The following is a 23,374-nucleotide window of genomic DNA, read 5'->3' on the forward strand; positions in this document are numbered from 1 at the left end:
GGTTTCTGGAGGTTAGAGAGAAATGCGCGCCAATTTGCCCGAGTTTGGTAATTCACAGCAGCGGTTCAACCGGGGCTCAGCAGGGCGATCGCCGCTGCCCTCAACCATGACGAAAGCCTAGCTCAGCTATGGTTAGCCTTAAAATTGGCCAAACCCAGCGGTATGACGCATTTCCTGGCACTGTGACCCTACGCCTACAGTTTTGTGGCTCGAGGTTAATAGCAATGGCGGTGATGGAATACTCCAAACTGTCCAGGAAGAAACATAACTCAACTCTAGCGAACCCTCAGGGGTCTCAACAGACAGCCCACGCATGCTATTCCCAATCCACCGGCTGAATGCGATCGATGTAGTTGAGGTTGGCTAGCTCGATCAAAATGGTTTGGTGGTTGGCCTGATGAGTGTTGCCGATGGTCAGCACCTCACCCTCACCGCAGCCGATGCGCCCTCGGCTTTGCGGAAAAAACTGCGCGGAAGGATCGATGGCGCTCACCACTTGGGTGTAGGCACCGCCCGCAGGAATGCAAAACTCGTAGTCGAGTGATCGCTTGCTGTCGGTTGGTCCATGGAGCCCGTTTTCATCCAAAGTGCTTAAATCAAAGGCGATTTTATCCATGGCGCTGCTGTGGTCTGCGGAGGGCACAGGCTGGCAGGAGAAGGCCAGGGTGAGAACCGCTGCCCCCAGGGACAGGGCGACGCTGGAGCGCAGGCGGAGAAATGGGAGCATAGGGCCAAATCCGCTTGAGGGTGCTCAGGCTTTGCCAGGGGCAGCGCCGATGGATTGGCTGACGATGGCTTGGGCCTGCTTTTCAGTCTCGGCCTTGCGCTCGCTGTGGCGATCGGTGAGATAGTCCACTTGATCGCGCAGTAGCAGGGTGAATTTGTAGAGTTCTTCCATCACGTCAATAACCCGATCGCGGTAGGCCGAGTCTTTCATCGTGCCATCGTCGTTAAATTCCTGATATGCCTTGGGCACCGACGACTGGTTGGGAATCGTAAACATCCGCATCCACCGACCCAGTACCCGCAGCGTGTTCACCGCGTTAAAAGATTGAGACCCGCCGCTCACCTGCATAACCGCCAGGGTTTTGCCCTGGGTGGGTCGCACCGCCCCCAGGCTCAGGGGGATCCAGTCGATCTGGTGTTTCATCAGGCCGCTGACATTGCCGTGCAGCTCGGGGCTAGACCACACCTGCCCCTCCGACCACAGCACCAGATCGCGCAGTTCCTGCACTTTAGGGTGAGCCTCGGGTACGCTGCCATGAATGGGCAGATCGTGGGGATGAAAGAACTTCACCTCAGCCCCGAAGCCCTCAATAATTCTGGCGGCTTCTTCGGCCAGCAGCCGACTGTAGGAGCGATCGCGCAGCGAGCCGTAGAGAAATAAAATCCTCGGTCTGTGGTCAAAGCTCATGGGGTCTCATCCTTAGCGATAAATCCCAGATTAGTTCGCGCACTACCCACCCATGGCATTAAACACCTATTGCAGCACCTGCCGCAGTTTCAGAGACACCAGCCTAAGATCCCGTCGCCCCAAAAATGGGCAGACAGCGTTGTAATGCCTCGAACCGTTTGATATCTACTGATCTAGGTGAGTGCCGATGAGACAAGCCCCGGTCAGGCTAACGCCGTCAAGTTGGGTGCTAGAGAGGTCAGCGCAGAGCAGATTGGCACCGCCAAGGGAGGCTCCCGATAAATTGGCCTGACGGAGATCGGCCTCTTCTAAATTCGCATTGTCAAGCCGCGCCCCCTGCAAGTCGGTCTGGGAAAGGTCGGCCCCCTTCAAATTGGTATCGCTGAGATTCGCTCCCCGCAGGTCGGCTCCCCGCAGGTCAACCCCTTGCAGGTTGACCCCCATGAGGTTGCAGCCACTTAAGAATGCTCCGGCCAGACTGACTCCGCCTAGGCGCGCTCCCATCAGGTTCGCGCCCCGCAGATTAGCGCCCCGCAGGTCGGCTCCAGTCATGTCACACTGCATCAGGTTCGCGCCCCACAAATTTGCCCGCAGGTCGGCTCCTATGAGGTTGGCTCCCATCAGGTTAGCCCCTTCCAAATGAGCTTTAACCAGGGAGGTACGGCTTAAATTGGCACCCACCAGGGTGGCCCCAGCCAGGTAAATACCTGCCAAGTCACTGCCAGAGAGGTCTTCATCTTCCAAATCAGCCCCGGCCAGGTGACGGAGCTTGCCCAATCGCAGGGCGGCAATATCTATAGAGTCGCTGGGCACAAAGGTCATTCCTGGGAGGACACTATCGAGGGAGCAGTTCAGAGGAGGAGGGAAAGACCGAAGCTTGGTCAGCCACGTCGGGATTTAACAACCCCGACCCCAAAGTAATTTTAGTCGGTATTGTGGGCAGGCTCATACCTTGCTGGAGCCCCATCACCATTAACCCTAAAATCTCTACAAGTTTAGGATCCCACCGCTGACCGGCCTCGGCCTGGCAGCTAGTGAGCACTTCACTCAGCGGGGTCATGTCGACCTCAGCAGGGTCTTTGCCATGGCGAGCCTGGGCCGCCCGGCGCTGAAATTCTGCCACCAGAGCCAGCATACGCGACTCTAAAGGCACCGCATCGCCGGCCAGGCCAGCCGGGTAGCCGCTGCCGTCCCAGCATTCGCCCTGGTGGGCAATGATGGCGGCCACCGCCCGCATGCGGGGCATTAGTCGCAACGCCTGCACCTCAGGAATCAGCGGGCAGCTGGGTCCATCGTCCGCGATGGCCGCCAGGTCGGGAGCTGGGGCAATGCGGTGCAGCATGCCTGCTAGGCGCAGCCGCTGGAGCTGCCAAGCGGGCAGGTCGAGCAGCTGACCCATCATTTCTAGAAGCGCCACCACTTCGCTGGCAGCCATGGGGTTGATTGGATCGCTGAGATCCACCAGCTGGGCCATGCGCAAAAACGCCTGTAGCTCGTTGGAGAGCAGGTTTTGGTCAAGGTCATCAACCACGTTAAAGGCGAGGTTACCCTGGAGGTCGTTGCGGCTGTTTTGCAGATAGTGCACCACCTGGGCCACCGTATGGCTCACAACCGCAGGCTCGCCATTGCGGAGGGCTGGGTTTTGCTGCTTGAGGGTAGCCATGTGGTCAGCTAGCTGCGCTTGAAGGGTCGGGTTATAGCGGCCCACATGGGCGATCGCCAGCTCTACCGCTTCGCTCACCAAGGCCGAGTCAAAGGTCCAAAGCCCGTAGAACTTGCGCTCTAGATCGTGCTCGGGGATGCCAGTCTTGCCGTAGTCTGACTCTGACAGCTCCTGACACAGCACCATAGCGGTGTAGTCGGGAGAAAAAATTATCAGGTGCCATTCTTCGGCCACCGGGTCGTCGTCAGCCAGGTCAACGAGGGCGACATTCTCGCGCTGACTGGTGGGGTGGTCGTGAAAGCCGGCCTCCGGCGAGGCCATGATCACAATTTGCTGAGCAGCGTCTGCGATCGCGCTGTAGCGATCGGCCTCTTCTAAATACCACTTGCCTCGCTGAAAGGCTGTAACCACTAGAGGGGCCGAGCCGGAGGTCAAAATGCAATCTTCAAGGGCGTGGCAAAGAGCAACCAGGGTGTTTTTGTAGTAGACGCCATAGTTGAGTGGTGTCGTCTCTGGACCAGTACGACCATCCACCAAGAGCTTTAATATTGACCCCTCCAGCATCGCAATCCCCTATAGTTCTATTGCCTGTAACCCTTGTATTCAGGATGATAACGCAGCCAAGGGGCGGCGGTCAGCCTCAATCGGTGCGCTCAACGCCTCCTCTAAAGGAGCCAGCCCCAAGCGCTCTTCCAAGATGTCCATGACCTCGCGACCAAAGTCGTCGGGGTTGCGCTGCCAGGCCGACAAACACACCTCCCCAAAGAACGATCCCAGCGGTTCTGGATTCCACAACAGCTTTTTCGACACCCAGGGCAGGTGAATATCGAGGGGGTTGTAGTCGCGCTTGAGCATGTCTTTCTCGAAGGCGTACTCCTCCAGGTGAGTGTGGGGCTGAAGGCCAATGAAGAAAATTGCCGGCTCCACCTTGTCGCGGCCAAACACCTCTTCTAGGGCACGGTGATAGGCCAAGGTTTGACGAATGGTCTCGGGTCGCTCGTCAATCACATTAAAGGAGTAGTTAACCGACACCAGGTCGTTAAAACCTGCCGCCTTGAGGTCTTTGCAGTTTTGCAGCACCGTGCGCAGGTTGTAGCCCATACGCATTTTGCGCACTAGCTCTTGCGAACCGCTGGTGATGCCAATCTCAAAATAGTTCATGCCGGTGTCGGCCATCAGCTTGCAAAGCTTGGGCGTCAAATTGTCGGCGCGAATGTAGGCGGCCCAGTGGATGTCGGTCATGCCCGCGTCGAGAATTTTCTCCAGCAGCTCTTCGGCATCCTTCATAAACCGGCGAGCGGGGATGAACTGAGCATCGGTAAACCAAAAATTGCGCACTCCCCGCTTGTAGAGCTGCTGCATTTCGGCCACCACCTCCTCGGCGGGGTTGATGCGCACCTGCTTGCCCTCGACCACCGTGTAGATGCAGTAGCAGCAGTTGTGGGGGCAGCCCCGCTTGGTTTGCACGCCAACATAGAAGTCCTGGTCTTGCAGGTAGTAGTCAAACTCCGGCCAGATGCCCTCGATATAGTCGTAATTGCAGGCGGTTTTTTCGAGCGGGGCGGGCTCTTCATGGATGAGGCGATCGCGCGGCGTCGTCTCCCCAGCAATGTAGCAGCGCTGATCAGTAAAATCTTCGCCCCGCAGGATCCGCTCTAGCAGCATTTCCCCTTCGCCCACGGAAATGATCGTGCCCTTGGGCAATCGGTTGTTGAGCTGCTCGTAGAACACACTCACCGCACCGCCACCCACAACGGTGGTGACGTTTTGAGAATAGCGCTGGGCCCGCTTAAAGCCGCGCTTGATCAATCCTTGGTTACGCCACAGCTCAGCTAGATACGTAGTGGCCATGCGCAGACCACCTAAAGCTCCTCGTGCCTTTAAGAGGAGATTGCGGGCGTAGAAAAACTCAAAGGCGTTTTGCAGCGGGTTGCCGCCACGGCCGCCCACGGGGGCAAAAATCTGAATATCCCGCCAGGAGAACACCAGCAGGGTGGGCTTAAAGTCGTCAATGCAGCGATCGAGGGCAGCGCCGTAGTCAAGGGGCGGCACGGCCCCTAGATCAAAAATTTGCTGTTCTAAATGGGGAAACAGTTTGTGCACATGGTCGGCCAGGTAAACCACCCCGATGGGGAAGATGGGGTTACAGGGCAGCCGCACGTAGAGCACACGGGCCTGGCTGGCGGTAGTAGAGGGCATGCTTCTCAGGCTTGACATATATCTTCACGATAACACCGTCTTCTTCTCAGGATAGGGAAAGCTGACAAATCTCCTCTTCAGCAAACCGGGAACTCGTCGGGGCGATTCTACCGATGGTGGCGGCGTAGGCCCCAGCTGGTGAAACAAGGCCGATCTGAGATCGCGGAATCGTGGTATAAAAACACTGTTAAGATTTTCTCCGCAACGCTTTATACGCAGTTCTCAAGAATGCCTTGGAGTTTGAGTTAGGGGATGGCGACGGACAGTAGCCCTGGGCTAAAACTCAGCAGTTGCGAAATATAAAGCACTGTGTTCAATTATTTTGAATAGTTAAGGTGCTGTGGGGGTTGGTAGTCGCCTTTACAGCAGCCGGGGATCGCTAGGTGTTACGCTTTGCGAGTGATTCTTGCAGTATTGCCGTAAAGCATCAATGGCACAAATTCTTGATCCCCTTCCCTCCGATGGCCAGAGCCAGGTGCTCTGCTGCTATGTCAATGCCACCAGTAAGATTCAGATCGCTCGCATAACCAACGTGCCCGATTGGTACTTCGAGCGGGTCGTGTTTCCGGGGCAGCGGCTGCTTTTTGAAACTGTTCCTAAGGCTCTCCTAGAGATTCATACGGGCATGATGGCCAGCGCCATTTTGTCGGACAGCATCCCTTGTGAACGGTTACAGATCGATGCCCCAGAACCCGCGGGTTTTGAGACCGCCTCAGGTGATGAGCTTGAGGCGAGTCCATTAGCAGCCCCCCTAAGTGAGCCTGCAACCGCAGTAGCTATTTCACCCGTCAGCTAGTTCGGTAGACTGAATTGGGTGGTGCGCTGAGCTCTGGCTTATCGCGATAGCGTTTGGCAGTAGCTAGCGGTTTGAAGGTTAGAGGTTCGACCTTTATGCCACCAGGGCACAGCTATTGGTGACATTTGGGAAAGCGCCGTGAATTTACCTTCATTTTTGTGGCTGTGGCGGATTGCCGCCTGGTCTATGGGCCTCACGCTGACGGCCTATTTTTTGCTAGCCGTTACGGGTGGGGTGTTGTTTTACACGCGATCTAACGATCAAGAGCGATCGTCCTGGCTGCGACCGCTGCATATTGTCATGGGTACAGGGGCAGTAGTCCTAGTCTTGGTGCTGCTCGCCATTGGGGTGATTGGCACGCTGGGGGAGTATGGTCGGTTGGGCCATTCATTCCACCTGCTGTTTGGGTTGACGGTGGTAGGACTGGTGCTGGCTTCGGCCTGGAGCGCTAGCCGTATCTCTATGGAACGACCCTGGGCGCGATCGCTCCATGTCACCCTCAACAGTGCTCTTGGGGTAGCGCTGGCGGCCGCTGGGCTATCTGGTTGGCAGGTGGTGCAAAAGTATCTACCTTAAAGGGGTAAATCCTTTACGTCTAGCCAGCTCAGAGCTAGACGTAAGGGGTTGTATCCTTTGAGCTGGTCTTGCATTGGTATGGTTGAGTATTCGCCTTCGGCTGCTGCCCCCCCGGAGACCCAAGTCTTTCATATTTCACCGCTGATTCGCCTAACGCTGCTGCTGCTCTACCTGGCACTGATGGGGCCTCTACCATTTTTGGCTCAGGCTACCGACGCGGCGGTATCACCCATGGTACTAGCAGTTGGTATTGGGCTAGGCGGCCTGGGGATTTATGGCGCGCTGGGTCAGCAGGTTGAGGTCGATAGCAACGGCATTCGCGTAGCTTACCCGGTGTGGATTCGCTGGCTGTTTCGTGGCGGGTGGCAGCTGCCGTGGCACGAAGCTCAGGCGTTAAAACCCCGCTCGACTGGGCAGGGGGGCATTGTATATTACTTCGTTGGGGCCGATCAGCAGGCTTACCTGTTGCCAATGCGGGTGGCGGGCTTTGCCCGTTTACTGGGCCTGGTTGAAACCTATACCGATCTCGACACTCAAGACATCAAACCCCTGGCTCAGCCCTGGATGTACTTTATTTTGCTGGGGTTTACCCTCCTGCTGCTGCTAGTTGACGGCTGGACGATTACCACAGCGCTGCAAATGGGTTAAGCGATCGCTGGTGCCGAGCTTGCCGTGAAATAGCGTTACTAATTAAGTGCAGCAGCCTGTGTACCGCACCGCAGTAAACTGGGCGATCGCCCATCGGGCGGTATATTAAACCCAGAGTATTTGCCAATTATTATTGCGCTGTCTGCGGCTCTGCGATCGCTGCGCTATCAACCCAGGCTATGACCCCACCGCCTATTCTTCGCCTTGATGCCATTACGAAACGCTATAGCTCCCAACTTCCCCCGGCAGTAGACCAGGTCAGCCTCAGCCTGGGGCAGGGAGAAATTTTGGGGCTGTTGGGACCGTCAGGCTGCGGCAAAACTACCCTGCTGCGGTTGATTGCAGGATTTGAAAAACCTGACAGGGGCACCCTCTATCTAGGCAGCCAGCCCGTGGGCGGGACAACCTGGCTACCACCCGAACGCCGCGATGTGGGCATAGTCTTTCAGGACTACGCCCTATTTCCCCACCTGACAGTGGAGCAGAATGTCGCTTTTGGCCTCCAGCGACGCGATCGCAAAGGGCGGTCAGCTACCTCTGATCTCCAGCAGCGCACCGCTGAGGCGATCGCCCTAGTAGGGCTAGAAACCCTAGCGCATCGCTTTCCCCACGAGTTGTCGGGGGGACAGCAGCAACGGGTGGCTTTAGCCCGTGCCCTGGCCCCGCGTCCGGCGATCATTTTGCTGGATGAACCCTTTAGCAACCTGGACGTGCAGGTGCGTCTGTACCTGCGCCAGGAGGTGCGCGACATTTTGCGCCAGGTAGGGGCTTCCTGCGTCTTCGTCACCCACGACCAGGAAGAAGCCCTAGCCCTAGCCGATCGCGTTGCCGTCATGCACCAGGGTCAGCTAGAGCAAATTGATACGCCAGAGGCCGTCTACGGCCAGCCCGCCTCACGTTTTGTCGCCGAATTTGTTACCCAAGCCAACTTCTTGCCCGCCCAACCCAGCCCCCAGGGTTGGCAAACCGAGGTGGGCTGCTTTGGAACCACCAGTGCTGAGACCGCCCAGGCTGACCTGATGGTGCGCCAAGAAGATATGGCTCTGGTAGAGGATGCCCAGGGTGTGGTGGTGGTGCGCGATCGCCAGTTTCTAGGCCGCGAGTATAAGTACTGTCTGCAAACCCCCTCGGGGCAGCTGCTCTACGCTCGACTACCCATGACGAACGCGATCGATGTCGGCAGTCGAGTTCAGATCACGGTGCCATCGCAGCGGCTGCGTCTCTACACTCCCCAAGCTCGTGGGGCACACAGCCCGCTTTCGGTTCCCTCCCCTCGGTAGCGATCGCCCCCTATACCGCCCAGCTCCAGCGTTTTGCAGTATGGTTACGCTTAGATCCTGCGAGCGGTTTTGTGCTGCTCTAGCCCCCTGTCTTGTCGTTTCAGGTGATTCCATGAATTGGGTTTTTCAACGCGCTTGCCTATTGCTGGCCCCGTTAGCGCTGCTGACCGCTACCCCTATCCTGGCCGCGGCCCCAGTGCCCCCAGCCGCATCACCCCTACCGGAAACCTGGCTGGCCCAGGCAGGCAGCATCGAAACAGTGCTGCTGTTTGAGACCGAATCTATGGTGGTGCGCGTCTATCGCAGCGGCAACGGTCTGTTTATGAATCTCTACAACAAGGCTACCGATGTAGTAGAGCTGCGGGCTGCCCCCACGCAGCTCGTGCCCAGCACCCGCGACCAGACGGTCTATAGAGCCGGAGGCGAGGCCCAGCGCTTTGCCCGCATCAATGTATTAGGCGAGACCGAGCTGGAGATAATTGCCGCCAACGGCAGCGTTGTGCTCAAAGAGCCTGGTTTTAATACCGTGGTCGGGGTCTCTTCAGGCTCTACCGACTTTCGCGGCAACAACTTTGCCCCTGGCACCTCAGCGATCGTGCTATCGGCTGAAGCGGCTCGGCTGCGATCGGCCCCGCGTCTGGGCAGCACCATCCTAAGCACAGCTCCCCGTCGCGCCGTCGTGGATGTACTCGATCGGGGAGGAAACCCAGCGGACGGCTTTATCTGGTATCAAGTCAACTACGAAGGCACCACCGGCTGGGTGCGGGGCGACCTGCTTCAACCAACCTAAGCTGGTGACCCAGCTGATTCAGAAACGAGTTCTAACGTCATGCCCTCGCGAGCTAGGCTGGCTTGGGCAAAACTGGCCTGCACCTGACGCTCTAGCTGATCGAGCTGATCGTCGCTGTGGCATGGGTTGTGGTGAAACAGCACTAAGTGCTTAACCTGGCTCGCCTGGGCCACCTCAATGCCCAGGTGCCAGGGTGCCAAGCCAGCCCCGTTGGGGTCTGAGTAGGCCGCATCGGCGTAGGTGCCATCAAAGATTAAGACGTCTGCCCCGCTGGCCAACATCAGCAGATTGGGGTCAACGCTGGGCTGGTTTGGGTCGGTATCGGTGGCATAGACCAGCACGCGATCGCCCCAGCTGACCCGGTAGCCCAGGGCGCTAGTGTGGCGGTTCAGGCCCCAGGGTTCTACCAAAACATCGCCCAGAGCGATCGCGTCTCCTGCCGCAATGTTGTGAAAGGTCATTGCGGCGGCCATCGTTTGCAACGGCTTAGAAAAGTTGGGCCGCAGCATCTGCTCCGTGAGGCGCTGCTTAATGGAAGCTCCATTGAGAGCCTGGGCACCGTAGATATCGAGCTGAGTCGCCGGGGCAAACGCCGGGGCAAAGAAGGGAAAGCCCTGAATTCGATCCCACTGGGTGTGGGTAAAGAAGAGGTGGGCAGCCACGGGCTGCTCTTGGGCCATGAGGTGGCGACCCAGCACCCAAAGGCCGGTACCGCCGTCAAAAATCAGCCGGTGACCGCCCACCTGCACCTCAACGCAGGCCGTGTTGCCGCCGTAGCGCACCGTGTCTGCCCCTGGTGCCGGAATATTGCCGCGCACTCCCCAAAAGGTCAGCCGAAAGGCCTGCGCTGGGGCAGCGTCTCCAGGCTGGGATGCAGCTCCAGGCTGAGCAGTAAACAGGGCATCGGAAGGGCTAACAATATTGGCCATGCAAATTCAACGTTTCACCAAGTTTAGACGGCGATTCATGCGATGCACCCCGACGCCAAACTTAGAGGGTGGTTTCGTCACGCCTGTAGAGGATCCCTCATGAGAGCTTCAATTAGTTTACTCTCCAGATCGAATTTAGTATCCCCAGCCAGTTTCCCTGACGGCCCGCCCCAGGGTAAAGATTCAGCCATTTAACCGATTTCAAACCCAGCTGAGGAGAAATTTTGCCTGTTCGCGGCGAACTACGGCATCAAATCGGGAGGATTGGGCAAATCGTCGTCAGGTTCACCAGCAAAAAGGTGGTACGCATGCCGTAGTCGTTCTAGGGCGCGCTGCCCACGCTTGCGTAGTGTCGCCAGAGATGCCCACTCTTCGCCGGCTGCCACCAGCTTTGCTTGCACCTGGGGCCAGGTTAAGCCTTCAACCACCTTCCACTGAATCAGGTTGCGATCGCCCGGCGACAGAGCGGCGAGGGCTTGCAGCACTGAGGCAATAGCATTTGCAATCGTTTCGTCATCAACCGCCGTCGGGCCACCGCCAGCGGCCTCTTGCTCCATCAGTTCATCAAACGCCACCGCTAGATAGCGCTGGCGATCGCGCTTGCACTCGCGAATGATGTTGTAGGCCGTGCGCCGCATCCACGCCTTGGGCTGGCGAATGTGCTCCTGATTTTGCTGAGTGTATCGAACGCCGCGCAGATAGGCTTCGACGAAAATGTCGATTTCGGTAATGTGAGCTTGCAGCCCAAACTGCTGGATGGTGCGCTTAATAAAGGCTAGTAGCGATCGCGCATGGGGGTTGTTGGGTTTAAGCAGAAGCTGCACATCATGGTTAAACTGCTGCGTTTCTGACGGAGGGTGAGACGGCATAACTCTGGGTAGATGACCAGCGGTTAAGTTCTAAGTGTAACCGCATCATGTTTTCATGAAAGTCAGCTTTACTGGTAGATTTCTGTGCCTCTTCGTAGGAGAAGCTATAGCATCGCTCATGGAGCTAAGCACTAATATTGATGCACCAACTGACTCAACGAACTATTCTCAGATTTCAAAACAGAGTATCTGATACAGAATTCAGAGTTGGTCAAAGCTGAGAAAATAAATATAAAACTGCTATAACTTCGTGCATTCCTTCTACTAATTCATCCTTTAATAAGCGAAGCAAGGGAGCTTTAAACTTTTCCGATCAAGATAAAAATCCTTGAATCCAGGATACTAGATTACCCTTTACACCGTTCAAACTTTCCATCAAGCTGCAATGCTTTACTCCTCTGATTAGCTGAGGGATTTGGGTGTTCATATAAGAGATAGTTTGTGAGCAGAAAAACACGTTTTGAGAATATTTTCGAGTCAATTAATTGATCAATTTGGATATTTACCATCTAAATAAGATAACAACTTTTTGCGTTCTCACCGACGATTCAAAACTGTTTTCAATAGGTCTATTAAAGTTTCTATGCCTGGCCCTATAGGGCTCTCTACCCAATCTAGCAAGGCAGCTACGCGCTCTCCCGTCGAAGCATCTGATCGTGGCAAGTTTCCTCGAGGTGGATTTATGTGAAAAACTACTTCACTAAGCTGATGTGAGGGCAGATTGCTCAAAAAACCATATATTTCGGATCGTTCTTTGGGCACTGCACATGGAGTGTAATTTTCATGTTTTGTAAAGATGTATTCTTGAATACTAGGAACTCCTTTTTCTTTGTCAGAAAAATCATTTACAAGCTCAACTTTTTTGACTTTGAGTCCAAGGACATTAGTTAGTTGACCTGACATGATTAGAAATTCGATGATCTTATATCCCTCAGCTGAACCATCAAGCTCTATAACGATGCTTCCATCTCTAAACCGAATAAGAGTTAGGGAATCATCTCCAGACTGCCATTTTAATTGCGTAACTACAGCCTCTATCAGTTGATAGTCTGCTGATGTGCCTGAAAGTTTTCCTTCAAGGGTTATTTCCCAAGAAACATTACTTTTATTGCTGGGAGCTGAGCTTATGTCATTTCCAAAGGTGTTATCTAACTGGGATGTTTCCTGTATACTTCTCCCTAATCTTCCAAGAAAAGCTGTTCTTGTTTGAATTTCAAGGTGTGATTGGTATTCATTGGGGTAACTAGATGGATCGTTTATAGACTCAAGTGCTAGTTCAGATGATCCAAAAAGTTGATTGCTAATAGCGAAGTAAGCTTGCTGTAATTTTTCTAGAGCCCTCTGTCCCCATGTGTGCAACGTCGCCAGAGATACCTGCTCTTCGCCTTCGGCAATCAAACGGCTTTGTACCTCGCCCCAACTCAGCCCTTCAAGCACCTTCCATTGAATCAGGTTGAGCTCACCCGGCGACAGGGCATCAAAGGCCTGCAAGACAGAGGCAATGGACTGGGCAATCACCCTGTCATCGACCTCAGCAGAGCTAGTTTCCCGGAGGGGGGCCTGCTCCATCAGTTCGTTAAAGGCCACTGCCGAATACCGCTGGCGATCGCGCTTGCACTCGCGAATGATGTTGTAGGCCGTGCGCCGCATCCACGCCTTGGGCTGGCGAATGTGCTCCTGATTTTGCTGAGTGTATCGAACGCCGCGCAGATAGGCTTCGACGAAAATGTCGATTTCGGTAATGTGAGCTTGCAGCCCAAACTGCTGGATGGTGCGCTTGATAAAGGCTAGTAGCGATCGCGCATGGGGGTTGTTGGGTTTAAGCAGAAGCTGCACATCATGGTTAAACTGCTGCGTTTCTGACGGAGGGTGAGACGGCATGACTCTGGGTAGATGACCAGCGATTAAGTTCTAATGTAACGGCATCAAGTTTTCATGAAGCGTGAAGTTTCCCGACGAAGACCCGTGGTTCTCCAAAGACGACCGTGTGACTCTACGACAGAACCACCCGCCGCTCTTCACGCTAGCCGCTCGAACCTATTTGCCTCAGTCCCTCTAAATCCGTTGTTCTAGCCCTATAAAACCGCAAACAAGCCCTAACTACCAGCAGATTTACTCGGTCGTCGCCCATTGTCAGTCTATGGTGACATCGATACCTCATGCCTCACAACGGCGCGGCCTGGCGGCTAGAAGAACGAATTTGATGATGGCTAAGATGCGATCGGCGGCAAGGCATGGCCAAAGGGGTTAACTGTTCGAGCCATGGTTCCGTAAGTGTCGGCATTGGTCAGCGATCGCGCCATTTAGAACTCCACAGCCGTTCTTCCAACCTGTTCTTTAGGTGTGGTCCTGTACGGTTAAGCAAACTCAGAGCAGAGCGGGCCACCCTCTGCGACAATAGGCAGTACTTCTGTCATCGCGATTTGGCTGCCCCATGGCTCATACCATTACCCTGCACGAATCTCATCTGCAAACCCTCGACCTGACCCCGGCTTGGGAGGTGATTGAGCCACTGCTAGCGGAAGGCAAGGTGCTCACCGGCGAGCTTGGGCTACGGTTTGTTGTTGATATCAACCGCGATCCCTCCGACCCCCGTGAGCTGTCAGAGCTGCCGGAGGTGAGGCTGTGGTTTATTCGCCTAGATACCCATTACCCTTGGTTGCCCCTGGTTTTAGACTGGGAGGCAGGCGAGCTAGGGCGCTATGCCGCGATGCTGGTGCCCCATCAGTTCAGCCCTACCGAGGGCATTCGCTACAACCCGGAGGGGCTAGAAATTTTTATGATGGCGAAGATTTTTGTCATCGCCGCCTGGCTCAAGGGGCAAGGCATGACCCAGTACACCCGACTAAAGTTTATGACCCAGATGCTGGGCTACGAGATTGATGATGGGTTGTTTGAGCTGCTGGCCTAAGGAAAAAAATGGGGAAAGGTTTTGGGTTCAAGGTTCAAGGCCTGAGGTGCGGCCCTGCACCTTAAACCATGACTTACACCAAGATTTCGGTGGGAGCCGATCGCTTGGTTTCGTAGTAGCGGCAGGCAAAGTAGCCGACGCTGTAGATTAGCGATGCGTCGGTGGCAATACCCAGCACAGCACCCAGACCCGGAACCAGCTCCACAATGCTCAGCCCCGATTTGACCATGCCACTGGTGGTCGATGACAGCAGCCAGATCGCTAGCACTTCGCCACGGCGATCGTTGTCGGTGGGCGAATAGCCGTAGATGGTGGCAATGCGGTAGATCATATTGGCTTGAAGGGCTGCGACCGCACCGATATCAACCAGGGTGAGAGCAAAGGCCACAGGGGGCACAAAGTTGGTAGCCAAGCCTACGCCAGCGGCTTTGAAGGCGGTTTCGGCCATCACCCGCTGGGCCAGGGTGCGCTTGTTCTCTTGAGGGTACTGCTGACGGAGTTCATCCACCTGCGCTCGCACCTCTACCACATTTACCTGACCCAGCGCCGCTAGCAGCACCCTCATGCCGGGGACCGCCGTGGCGTATTGAATGAAGGGCAAAGTGGCAATCGGGCCGACCACGCTGCCTACGGTGGCCATCACCGGCTCTAAAAAAGGCTGAAGTCTCGACAACACAGCATTGCCAGTGTTGGCAGTCATGTTATCCAGCACCGTGACGACGGCCTGCATCACCTGGGTTACGGCTTGAAAGGTGTCGTGGGTCTGGTAATTTGAATTGCCGCTGGGGGATGGGGTCGTCACGAAAAGTCGCCTCTGGATCGCGTAGCGTTATATCAATTGGATAGCTGATTTTGCAGAGGCGCTGCATCCGTCCTAAGCAAGGTCAAAGGGGCGTAATTAAAAGCTCACCGATTTTGCCTCGGCGTCCGGCACGGGAGTTAATCGCCCGCGCCGCCAAAATCGAGTGCATCGTAAACCCCTGGTAGAGCTCGCGGATAAACTCGCAGTCAGAGTTTGACAGCATCACCCGCTGCCCCTGATTAGCTAAGGTGCGAAACACCGTCGCCAGGCGCTCTTGGTCGGCCCCGGTAAAGCCGTAGCGACTGTAGCCCGTAAAGCTGCTGGTAGAACTGAGGGGATGGTAGGGCGGGTCAAAGTAGACAAAGTCGCCAGGGGAGAGCGATCGCTCTAGCAACGTTTCAAACGAAAAAGTTTGAATCTCAGCGGTTTGCAGCGCCGCTGAGGCCGCCCGCAGCAGCGATGGATCGCAGATGGTGGGGTTTTTGTAACTGCCCACCGGCACGTTGAAATGCCCCTGGGAATTTTCGCGGTAGAGGCCGTTGTAGCAGGTTTTATTGAGGTAGATCAGGCGGGCAGCGCGTTCCACAGGCGATCGCAAGTTTTGCCGCTGGCGCACCTGGTAGTAGTAATCGGGGCTGTGGCGGCGCTGATGATCCCACAGGTGGCGAATCAGCGGTTCGACCCGATCGCGCACGCAGCAGTAAACGTTGACCAACTCGGGGTTAATATCCCCCAGCACCGACCGCCGCGCCCGCCCCACCAGGTGAAAGAACATCGCCCCACCGCCCAAAAACGGCTCGTAATAAGTGTCGATGGCCGTGGGCAAAAACGGCTCGTACTGACTGAGCAAACGACCCTTGCCGCCCGCCCATTTGAGAAAAGGGCGCGCGTGTAGCGTCGGGGGTGCAGAGAGGGCAACTGTCACAGAACTGCCTGAGATCAAATGTACTTGTTTAAAGAATTCCCCAACTATAGCAAAGCTCAGCCGGAGCAACACCCTTTTGTCGTGGGTTAGGATGTAAAACGAGTTAAATTCAGAGTCAGTGCGCTGGGCTTTGCGCGCATTGGCCCCTAAAGCCCCCGGTCTGACACTATGAAAGATTTCTTTGACAATATCTCTCGCTATCCGCGCTACTTTATTTCCTTCACCCTGGGGGTATTTCTCAACGCTGCCCAGCCCCTAGTGCCGCTGCTCAAGCGGCCTACCACGGCGATCGCGCTGATTGGTGCCGTGGTGGCTGGCTTTTTGTTTCTCACCTTTACCATGCGGGCAATGCTGGGCCTAGGTTAATGACGTCACCTTCAGGAGTACAGACCGATGCCAAATAATCGTCGCGTTGAGCGGGTGGCTTCTCTCATCAAACGAGAAATTAGCCAGATGGTGATGCTCGACATCAAAGATGACCGCGTGGGGGCCGGCATGGTCAGCGTTACCGATGTCGATGTGTCGGGCGACCTACAACACGCCAAGGTGTTTGTCAGCATCTATGGCACCCCCGAGGCCAAAGCTGAAACCATGGAGGGCCTCCACGCCGCCACCGGCTTTGTGCGCAGCGAACTGGGCCAGCGGCTGCGGCTGCGACGCACCCCCGAAATCATCTTTAAAGAAGATGTGGGCATGGAGCGCGGCACCAATGTGTTGAACTTAATCAACCAGCTCAGCCAAGAGCGGGCTGCAAAGGGCTTAACCGACGAGTTTTTTGAGGATGACGCAGCCACCCCCGAGGCCGCTTCCCCCGATGAACCCATCCCCGGAGATGAGGAAGAGTGAACCGGGTGAGAGTCAACGACTGGCCCTCTGGGATAAACACCTCGGCCCGGCTGCCCGCCATTGAAGGCTTATCCCTGGCAAAACAAGTGGCCCAAATGGTGGTGGTGCGCGCCTCGGGCCACCTGTTTGACCACGAAATTCGCTACCCCGATTGGGAAGCCGACAGCGCGACGCTCACCCGCTATGTCGAAGAACTGGGCGTTGGCGGGGTGATTTTGCTCGGGGGCAGCGCCGCCGAAGTCGGGCTCAAAACCCAGACGCTTCAGACCCAGGTCCGCATTCCGCTGCTGATTGCCGCCGATGTGGAAGAGGGAGTGGGTCAGCGCTTCAGTGGGGCCACCTGGTTTCCGCCGCCGATGACGCTGTCGGCAGTGGCCGATCGCGACCTCACCGCCGCCCTGGCCTACGCCGAGGCCTTTGGTGCTGCCACTGCCGCCGAAGCGCTGGCGATCGGTCTCAACTGGGTACTGGCCCCGGTAGTGGATGTCAACAACAACCCCGCCAACCCGGTGATTAACGTGCGGGCCTTTGGCGATGGGGTAGAGCGAGTTAGCGCCTTGACCCAGGCCTTTATTCGCGGAGCACAGACCCAGCCGGTGCTCACCGCCGCCAAGCATTTCCCGGGTCACGGCGACACCGCTACCGACTCCCACCTCGATCTGCCGGTGCTGCCCCACAGCCTCGATCGCCTCAGAGATCTAGAGCTGGCACCGTTTCGAGCTGCGATCGCGGCCGGGGTGGATAGCGTCATGACGGCGCATCTCCAAATTCCTGCCTTAGATGCCCGCCTGCCCGCCACCCTTTCGCCCGCCACCCTCACCGGGCTGCTGCGCCAGGAGATGAGTTTTGATGGGCTGATTGTGACCGACGCTCTGATTATGGGGGCGATCGCCAACACCTACGGCCCCTACGAAGCGGCGGTGCTAGCGGTGGAAGCCGGAGCCGACGTGCTGCTCATGCCCGGTGATCCTGAAGGGGCGATCGCAGCGGTAGTAGAAGCCGTGAATCTAGGGCGCATCGACCCAGAGCGCATCACGGCCAGTGTGGAACGCCTTTGGCGGGCCAAGCAAAAGGCGGCTCCGGCCTTGCTGCCCGACGGGGCTGGCCATGCCTGGGAGCACCTGCCACCGCCCCCGGTGAACTTAGCCGCCGTGGCCCAGCCCGCGACGCGTCAGCTTGCTGCCAACATACTCACCGCATCAATGACGGTGCGAGGACAAATCACTCCTGCCACTGCCACCACCCCTGGCGACAATATTGTGATTGTCGATGACGTGGTCAGCTGTCGCTTTTTAGAGCCCACGGCGGCGGCCCTCACCTGGCCCCAGCGCCACCACTACCACCTCAAGCTGGTTGCTACCCAGGGATGCCAGCATTGGCCCCAGGATAAAGGGAATGGATCGGCTGAGCATGGCCTGCGGCCTAGCCTAGTGCAAATTTTTGTGCGGGGTAACCCCTTTCGCGGTTCCGCCCAACTCCTACAGCTAGCGACGACTTGGCTAGAGACGTTGCGATCGGCCCAGCTGCTGCGCGGAGTTGTGGTCTACGGTAGCCCCTATGCCCTAGAGCAGCTACGACCCTACCTAGAGCAGGTGCCCCACGGCTTTACCTATGGGCAAATGCCCCTGGCCCAGAACTTGATTTTGCCTGCCCTGCTGCCAGAGCCTTTGACAACCGTCACCAGCCGAGAGTTCACCGACTAGTTTGGTAGATCTAAGCCGGACTTGCACTGAGCAGGTGTTGTCAGCGGGTTTTCGTTCTTCAACTTTCGCTCTTCTTTACTGCTGCGTCCCCGCTGCTATTCATCAGCGAACGTAAAGGGTCGTGTCAGATTTCTATATTTTCATTGCTCTGCATTGAGCAAACCTGGGCAGTTACACCATGCTGAATGTATCGCTTGCTACCTTTTGGTGCAGTCATGTTCTCTGAGCTATCCCAAGCGCCCCGCTATTGCCTCGATGACGAGTCACCCTGGCTCAAAGGTATTGACCCGCTGCGTCGCTACTGGATCGGCGTCAACGGTGACCCGCGATCGCTGCGGGTGATGTCAGGGTTCGCGACCCAGAGCGAAGAGGCCTTTAAGCAGGCGATTCGCAACTTCAGAAGCTTAGCAATTGGTCAAGAACTGATCCTGCCCACTGGATTGAGCGATCGCCTCACAATTCACTGCGTGGCCGAAAATTGCTACGCGATCGCCGATTGTTTGACCGAGGCCGAGGTGTGGCACCTATTCGACACCGAATCGCTAGAATCGCTGCTGTTGACGGCTCACCCCGACTGGCAATGTGCGCCCCAGCATTTGAATCTGGGGCGATCGCTGCTCACTGCCGCCTGGGGTCAGCCATCGGTGCCTAGAGCCGCCTAGGGCACTGGCCCTAATCGCGATCGAGCTGAATTAGCTCTTGCAGCGACGCCATCAGCTTGATTTCAGCCGACTGAATAGTGTCCGCCGCCGTCAGCGCAAACGTCCAGCGCACGCTGACAGTGAACAGCAGCGTCTTGACATGACCTTTGACCACTACGCATTGGGTGCCGTCAGCGTCCATTTCACTCTCAACCTCGGCCGGCGTAGCGCGCATAGAGACGGCTTCAGCTTGCAGGTAAGTGTAAATGGCCTCGGCCCCTACAATCGGTTCTTCAAAAGGAGCTAGCAGAACCCCATCGGCTGCAAACAGGGCCGCTACAGCGCGGTAGTCTTCAGCGTTGAAGCCCGCAAAGTATCCGTCAACGGCAGAGGACACCGTCCCTAGGTTTAGGGGTGCTTCAGCGGTGCGAGTGGCCATAGTCATCCTCCAGAGATGAATAGTTTTACGATACGGGGCTAAACCAGGTAGAGCGTCTATCCCTTGACAGAGCAAATAAAAATTGAGTTCCCTAGGGGCACTCTGCGATCGCCCGATCGCGGTTCTGAGCCAAGGAATTGGCCACAGCCGGTAAAGCTTGAGCTAGAGCGGCCCAAAATACGGGGATTCAGGCCCATCGGGCATTTTTTCATTTTTCGCTTTTCTATCTTTGTTCGTTTGCTACAGCGTTTCAGAAGGAGCGATCGCCCGCAAACGAACGTTCTGGGAGAAAATAGGGGGGCTAATTTGCCGATCTGTCCTTTACTCCCAAGCTCAGCTGTGACCCAAGCCATGCCCGTTGCCACCGCTCAAGACTGGTCAGCCCTTTTGCAACGCCTCATTCTAGGGGAATCGCTCAGCCAGGATGAGGCCGAAACCCTGATGCGCGGCTGGCTCAGCGAAGACATTCCCGAGGTGGTGTCGGGCGGGCTGCTAGCGGTGCTCCAGGCCAAGGGCGTCTCCGCCGATGAGCTGGCGGGCATGGCGCGGGTGCTCCAGGGGCAGTCTCTCGGGGGCGAAGGCAAAATTCACCATCTCACCCCCTGCATCGACACCTGCGGCACCGGCGGCGATGGGGCTCACACTTTTAATATTTCCACCTGCGTCGCGTTTGTCGCGGCGGCAGCAGGGGTGCGGGTGGCCAAGCACGGCAACCGCTCCGCCTCTAGCAAGGTGGGGTCGGCCGATGTGCTCGAAGCCCTCGGCGTCAACCTGGGGGCCAATCCCGAGCGGGTCAAGGCGGCGCTAGATGAGGTGGGCGTCACCTTTTTATTCGCCCGAGGCTGGCACCCGGCGATGAAAGCGGTGGCCCCCCTGCGCAGCGCCCTCAAGGTGCGCACGGTGTTTAACCTGCTGGGGCCACTGGTAAATCCGCTACAGCCCACTGGCCAAGTAATTGGCGTTTACGACGTGGCCGTAGTGCCCGCCATGGCTGGGGCGCTAAACCAGCTGGGCATTCCCCAGGCGATCGTGCTCCACGGCCGCGAGCGGCTGGATGAAGCCGGGCTGGGCGACAAAACTGATATCTCGGTAGTTGAGAACGGCCAGGTCACGAGTGCCGTAATCGATCCTCAGGCTCTAGGCTTAGCGGCTGCTCCCCTCAACGCCCTGCGTGGCGGCGAGGTGGATGAAAACACCGCCATTCTGACCGCTGTTCTCCAGGGCAAAGGCACCCAAGCCCAACGAGATGTGGTGGCGTTGAACGCGGCCCTGGCGCTGAAAGTGGGCGAAAAGGTTCATGGGGATAGCTTAGAAGACTCCATTGCCGAGGGCATCAGCCTGGCCCAAGACATTCTGGCCAGCGGGGCCGCATGGGACAAACTGCAAGCCCTAGTGATGTTCCTCGCTTAAGGTTTCTGCTAGCTTCGACTCCGCTTAGTCAACAGAACTGTCAGCCGTCAGGGAATTGCCAGCAGGGGATGTGCTCGACCCGACGGCTGCCGCAGGCGCAGGCAATATTTTCGTCGTCCGAGGCCATCCAAGTCTCGTCGCAGTCGCGGCAGTGGCAAAGAATATTGTTCAAATTGGCCTGAGCCAACCCAAAGCGCCAGTGCTCTAGCTCGTCGGGGGTGAAGTGGGAAGAGGAGTCAGGCATCGTGGATTTTGAAGTGGCGATTTTGGATCAAAAGACTGGATGCGATCGCTAGAAACCTGAGTTATTCCTTACCCATTCCAGCATGATCGGCAGTTTGCGGGCTACAATTACGCCGCCTAAAAACCCCATGCCATGGCCGACCCATGACTTGCCTCGCTGGAGCGGCAGTAGCCCCCATAGAGCGCTGCCGTAGAGCAGGCCAACGATGACGGCAGCCGCGATCGCCCCCGGGCTGCGCTCAAAGTAGCCCCGCAGCAGCAGATAGCCCAGGTAGCCAAACACAACACCGCTGGCCCCCAGGTGGCGAGTACCGGGGCGGCCCAGCAGCCAAATGCCCACGCCGCTAAACACCCAGCAAAACACTGTGACTAGCCCCAGCACCTCTAGCCCCTGAAGCAAAATCACGGTGCCCAAGATGACCAGGGGGCCAGAGTTGGCGGCTAGGTGGCCAAAGTCGCCGTGGAGCAGGGGAGCCACCGCAATGCCCGGCAGCCCATCTAGGCTGCGGGGGGCAATGCTGAGTTTGTTCAATACCCGCCGCCCGGTGACAAAATCCACCACGGCGAGTGCCCACATCAGCGCCAGCAGGTAGGCCAGCAGAGAGATTCCCTGGCGAAAGCCGTCGGGTAAGACAATTTGGTCGAAGGAAAACAAGGCGATCGCAGCCGCAAATAAACTCACGCCCCTCAGGCTAGCACCTGGGCCAGCACCGGGTTCAAGTATTGGACTAACTGGGTGCCATCGACCCCCAGTTCGGTGCGATCGCAGGCGGCAGCGCGAGCCCCCTGGCCATGCCACCAGGCTCCGACTAACGCCGCATCCAGCGATGAATCTAGGGAATTGTCGGCATCTGAAGCCAGATTCTGGGCCAGCAGACCACCGATTAAACCAGTCAACACATCGCCACTACCGCCCCGAGCTAGAGCTGGGGTGCTTTCGGGCACATACCAAAGGGTGCCGTTAGGATGGGCGATCGCCGTACAAGCCCCCTTCAGCAGCACCACCGCTCCACTCTGCGCAGCGGCCTGCTGTGCCGCTGCGCCGCTATCTCCAGAATTCTCTAGCAGTTCAGGAAACAGCCGCTTAAATTCGCCTCGATGGGGCGTTAACACTGTGGGTGACTGCCGCTGTTTCAGGGTTTCAATCGTGCCTAAATCCGCTAAGACATTGAGGCCATCGGCATCGAGCAAAAGAGGTGTCGGACTCTGCAAAACAGCCTGGACTGGCTCAGTGGCCTGGCGGCTCAGCCCTGGCCCGCAGGCGATCGCGCTGTAGCGGCTGAGGTCTAGACTGTCAGGCAGCTGGGCGATCGCCCCTTCTTCAGTTTCTGGGCAACCCACTACTAGCGCTTCAGGAATTTGAGCCACTACCATCAAGCGCAGCGATTCGGGCACTGCTAGGGTGAGCATCCCCACGCCGCTTGCTCTAGCCCCCAACGCTGCCAACAAAGCTGCCCCGGCGTAGGGCCGCGACCCCGCCACCAGCAGCAAATGCCCCACTCGATACTTGTGGGTATTGGGCTGGCGCGGCAGGGGCAGCTTTTCGCGGATGGTCGCTAGGGTGGCCCGCCGTACCGAGGCTGTGCTCTCCAATACTGCCGCTGTGGCCTGGGGGGGAATATCAAAGCCGATCAGATGGGGCTGCCCCAGATACGCCAGCGCTTCCTCCTGGCAAAAGGCCCGCTTCCACAGGCCCAGGCAGAGCGTGTGGGTAGCCCGCACCGCTGTGCCCAGCGCCTCGCCCGTATCCGTGTGCAGTCCCGAGGGCAGGTCAATGCTGACCACCGGGCAATCGGCCCCATTGATCGCCGCCACCGCGTCGGCCATGGCCCCCTCGACCGAGCGCTTTAGGCCAAAACCAAACAGTCCGTCGATTAGCACATCGTAGGGGGCTAGCCCTGCCATCGCTTTCACGATTGGAATGCCCAAATACTCCGTAAACCGCAGGTGGTCAGCGGTCAGCGGCTTCAAGCGATCGCCAGGGCTGCACACCTGCACCCGATAGCCCTGGACGGCCAGTTCGCGCGCCACCACCAGCGCATCGCCGCCGTTGTGCCCTGGCCCCGCCACCACAGCAATCCGGGGATAGCGCTGGAGCGGAAACTGAGTCACCACCCAGGCGGCAATGCGGCCCGCCACCTTTTCCATTAGCGCGGCCACGGGCATACCAGCCTCAAACAGGCGGCCTTCAATGGCCCGCATTTGCTCAGCGGTGACGATGCGATCGCGAAATTCACAGCTCATGGGCTTATCAACAAACAGTAGGCGATGGACTCTCAATACAATCCAT

General features: G+C 57.2%; 25 protein-coding genes. 11 read left to right on the forward strand and 14 right to left on the reverse strand.

Features of this window, described 5'->3' with window-relative positions:
* Positions 1–316: 316 nt before the first annotated feature.
* From H6F57_RS08055 to H6F57_RS08075, 5 genes are all read right to left on the reverse strand, one after another.
* Positions 317–727, reverse strand: a complete 411-nt coding sequence (locus H6F57_RS08055) for a hypothetical protein (protein ID WP_190628816.1) — start codon at positions 725–727, stop codon at positions 317–319.
* A 24-nt stretch (positions 728–751) separates the two neighbouring features.
* Positions 752–1,414, reverse strand: coding sequence for an arsenical resistance protein ArsH (arsH, locus tag H6F57_RS08060; protein ID WP_190628814.1), 663 nt, complete (start codon positions 1,412–1,414; stop codon positions 752–754).
* A gap of 165 nt (positions 1,415–1,579) precedes the next feature.
* Entirely contained in the window at positions 1,580–2,212 is a 633-nt protein-coding gene (locus H6F57_RS08065) for a pentapeptide repeat-containing protein (protein ID WP_190628847.1), read from the reverse strand.
* 37 nt (positions 2,213–2,249) lie between these two features.
* On the reverse strand, positions 2,250–3,611 hold the full coding sequence (locus H6F57_RS08070; protein ID WP_313933615.1) for a DICT sensory domain-containing protein: 1,362 nt from the start codon (positions 3,609–3,611) through the stop codon (positions 2,250–2,252).
* Positions 3,612–3,680: 69 nt separating this feature from the next.
* Entirely contained in the window at positions 3,681–5,276 is a 1,596-nt protein-coding gene (locus tag H6F57_RS08075) for a photosystem II high light acclimation radical SAM protein (protein WP_190628811.1), read from the reverse strand.
* 430 nt (positions 5,277–5,706) lie between these two features.
* Here H6F57_RS08075 and H6F57_RS08080 point away from each other — a divergent pair, with 430 nt between their 5' ends.
* From H6F57_RS08080 to H6F57_RS08100, 5 genes are all read left to right on the forward strand, one after another.
* A complete protein-coding gene (locus H6F57_RS08080; RefSeq protein WP_190628809.1) occupies positions 5,707–6,072 on the forward strand; it encodes a DUF1830 domain-containing protein in 366 nt (121 codons plus the stop codon).
* 138 nt (positions 6,073–6,210) lie between these two features.
* Positions 6,211–6,648, forward strand: a complete 438-nt coding sequence (locus H6F57_RS08085) for a DUF4079 family protein (protein WP_190628808.1) — start codon at positions 6,211–6,213, stop codon at positions 6,646–6,648.
* A 78-nt stretch (positions 6,649–6,726) separates the two neighbouring features.
* Entirely contained in the window at positions 6,727–7,296 is a 570-nt protein-coding gene (locus H6F57_RS08090; RefSeq protein WP_190628806.1) for a hypothetical protein, read from the forward strand.
* Between the two features lie 179 nt (positions 7,297–7,475).
* Entirely contained in the window at positions 7,476–8,576 is a 1,101-nt protein-coding gene (locus H6F57_RS08095) for an ABC transporter ATP-binding protein (RefSeq protein WP_190628804.1), read from the forward strand.
* A gap of 112 nt (positions 8,577–8,688) precedes the next feature.
* Positions 8,689–9,366 (forward strand): SH3 domain-containing protein, encoded by a 678-nt coding sequence (locus H6F57_RS08100; RefSeq protein ID WP_190628803.1) that lies wholly within the window; start codon positions 8,689–8,691, stop codon positions 9,364–9,366.
* Here H6F57_RS08100 and H6F57_RS08105 read toward each other — a convergent pair.
* From H6F57_RS08105 to H6F57_RS08115, 3 genes are all read right to left on the reverse strand, one after another.
* Positions 9,363–10,295 carry an MBL fold metallo-hydrolase gene (locus H6F57_RS08105; RefSeq protein WP_190628801.1) on the reverse strand — a complete coding sequence of 311 codons (933 nt, stop codon included), beginning with the start codon at positions 10,293–10,295 and terminating at the stop codon, positions 9,363–9,365. The two genes, H6F57_RS08100 and H6F57_RS08105, sit on opposite strands and share 4 nt — an antisense overlap.
* Positions 10,296–10,537: 242 nt before the next feature.
* Positions 10,538–11,164: a sigma-70 family RNA polymerase sigma factor gene (locus H6F57_RS08110; protein WP_190628799.1), complete on the reverse strand. Its 627-nt coding sequence runs from the start codon at positions 11,162–11,164 to the stop codon at positions 10,538–10,540.
* 537 nt (positions 11,165–11,701) lie between these two features.
* The gene (locus H6F57_RS08115) at positions 11,702–13,045 is read right to left on the reverse strand and encodes a hypothetical protein (protein WP_190628797.1); all 1,344 of its coding nucleotides are present in this window, start codon (positions 13,043–13,045) and stop codon (positions 11,702–11,704) included.
* Between the two features lie 553 nt (positions 13,046–13,598).
* Between H6F57_RS08115 and H6F57_RS08120 the strand changes: the two genes are divergently transcribed.
* Complete coding sequence (locus tag H6F57_RS08120; RefSeq protein WP_190628795.1) at positions 13,599–14,075, forward strand: CRR6 family NdhI maturation factor; 477 nt, start codon at positions 13,599–13,601, stop codon at positions 14,073–14,075.
* A gap of 73 nt (positions 14,076–14,148) precedes the next feature.
* Here the strand turns inward: H6F57_RS08120 and H6F57_RS27525 are convergent, their stop codons facing one another.
* Together H6F57_RS27525 and H6F57_RS08130 are read right to left on the reverse strand one after the other, a co-directional pair.
* A complete protein-coding gene (locus H6F57_RS27525) occupies positions 14,149–14,877 on the reverse strand; it encodes an EcsC family protein (protein WP_199289806.1) in 729 nt (242 codons plus the stop codon).
* Positions 14,878–14,959: 82 nt separating this feature from the next.
* Positions 14,960–15,802, reverse strand: a complete 843-nt coding sequence (locus tag H6F57_RS08130; RefSeq protein WP_190628794.1) for a DNA adenine methylase — start codon at positions 15,800–15,802, stop codon at positions 14,960–14,962.
* 168 nt (positions 15,803–15,970) lie between these two features.
* Between H6F57_RS08130 and H6F57_RS08135 the strand changes: the two genes are divergently transcribed.
* The 4 genes from H6F57_RS08135 (at position 15,971) to H6F57_RS08150 (ending at position 19,013) form a co-directional block, all read left to right on the forward strand.
* The gene (locus tag H6F57_RS08135) at positions 15,971–16,168 is read left to right on the forward strand and encodes a DUF751 family protein (RefSeq protein ID WP_190628792.1); all 198 of its coding nucleotides are present in this window, start codon (positions 15,971–15,973) and stop codon (positions 16,166–16,168) included.
* A 27-nt stretch (positions 16,169–16,195) separates the two neighbouring features.
* On the forward strand, positions 16,196–16,648 hold the full coding sequence (gene rbfA / locus H6F57_RS08140; RefSeq protein ID WP_190628790.1) for a 30S ribosome-binding factor RbfA: 453 nt from the start codon (positions 16,196–16,198) through the stop codon (positions 16,646–16,648).
* Positions 16,649–16,653: 5 nt separating this feature from the next.
* A complete protein-coding gene (locus H6F57_RS08145) occupies positions 16,654–18,351 on the forward strand; it encodes a glycoside hydrolase family 3 N-terminal domain-containing protein (RefSeq protein WP_313933619.1) in 1,698 nt (565 codons plus the stop codon).
* 215 nt (positions 18,352–18,566) lie between these two features.
* Positions 18,567–19,013, forward strand: coding sequence for a hypothetical protein (locus H6F57_RS08150; RefSeq protein ID WP_190628789.1), 447 nt, complete (start codon positions 18,567–18,569; stop codon positions 19,011–19,013).
* 10 nt (positions 19,014–19,023) lie between these two features.
* On the opposite strand, the gene H6F57_RS08155 is transcribed toward H6F57_RS08150, so the two are convergent.
* Positions 19,024–19,431, reverse strand: coding sequence for a nuclear transport factor 2 family protein (locus H6F57_RS08155; protein ID WP_190628787.1), 408 nt, complete (start codon positions 19,429–19,431; stop codon positions 19,024–19,026).
* Positions 19,432–19,782: 351 nt separating this feature from the next.
* Between H6F57_RS08155 and trpD the strand changes: the two genes are divergently transcribed.
* A complete protein-coding gene (gene trpD / locus H6F57_RS08160; RefSeq protein ID WP_190628844.1) occupies positions 19,783–20,841 on the forward strand; it encodes an anthranilate phosphoribosyltransferase in 1,059 nt (352 codons plus the stop codon).
* Positions 20,842–20,881: 40 nt separating this feature from the next.
* Here trpD and H6F57_RS08165 read toward each other — a convergent pair whose 3' ends face one another.
* The 3 genes from H6F57_RS08165 to H6F57_RS08175 are packed head-to-tail and all read right to left on the reverse strand — an operon-like array spanning position 20,882 to position 23,328.
* Positions 20,882–21,085 (reverse strand): hypothetical protein, encoded by a 204-nt coding sequence (locus tag H6F57_RS08165; protein WP_190628785.1) that lies wholly within the window; start codon positions 21,083–21,085, stop codon positions 20,882–20,884.
* A gap of 48 nt (positions 21,086–21,133) precedes the next feature.
* The gene (locus H6F57_RS08170) at positions 21,134–21,766 is read right to left on the reverse strand and encodes a rhomboid family intramembrane serine protease (RefSeq protein WP_190628783.1); all 633 of its coding nucleotides are present in this window, start codon (positions 21,764–21,766) and stop codon (positions 21,134–21,136) included.
* Positions 21,767–21,771: 5 nt separating this feature from the next.
* A complete protein-coding gene (locus H6F57_RS08175; protein WP_190628781.1) occupies positions 21,772–23,328 on the reverse strand; it encodes an NAD(P)H-hydrate dehydratase in 1,557 nt (518 codons plus the stop codon).
* Positions 23,329–23,374 lie beyond the last annotated feature (46 nt).

It is taken from the genome of Leptolyngbya sp. FACHB-60 (assembly GCF_014695775.1).
Taxonomy (GTDB): domain Bacteria; phylum Cyanobacteriota; class Cyanobacteriia; order Phormidesmidales; family Phormidesmidaceae; genus Nodosilinea.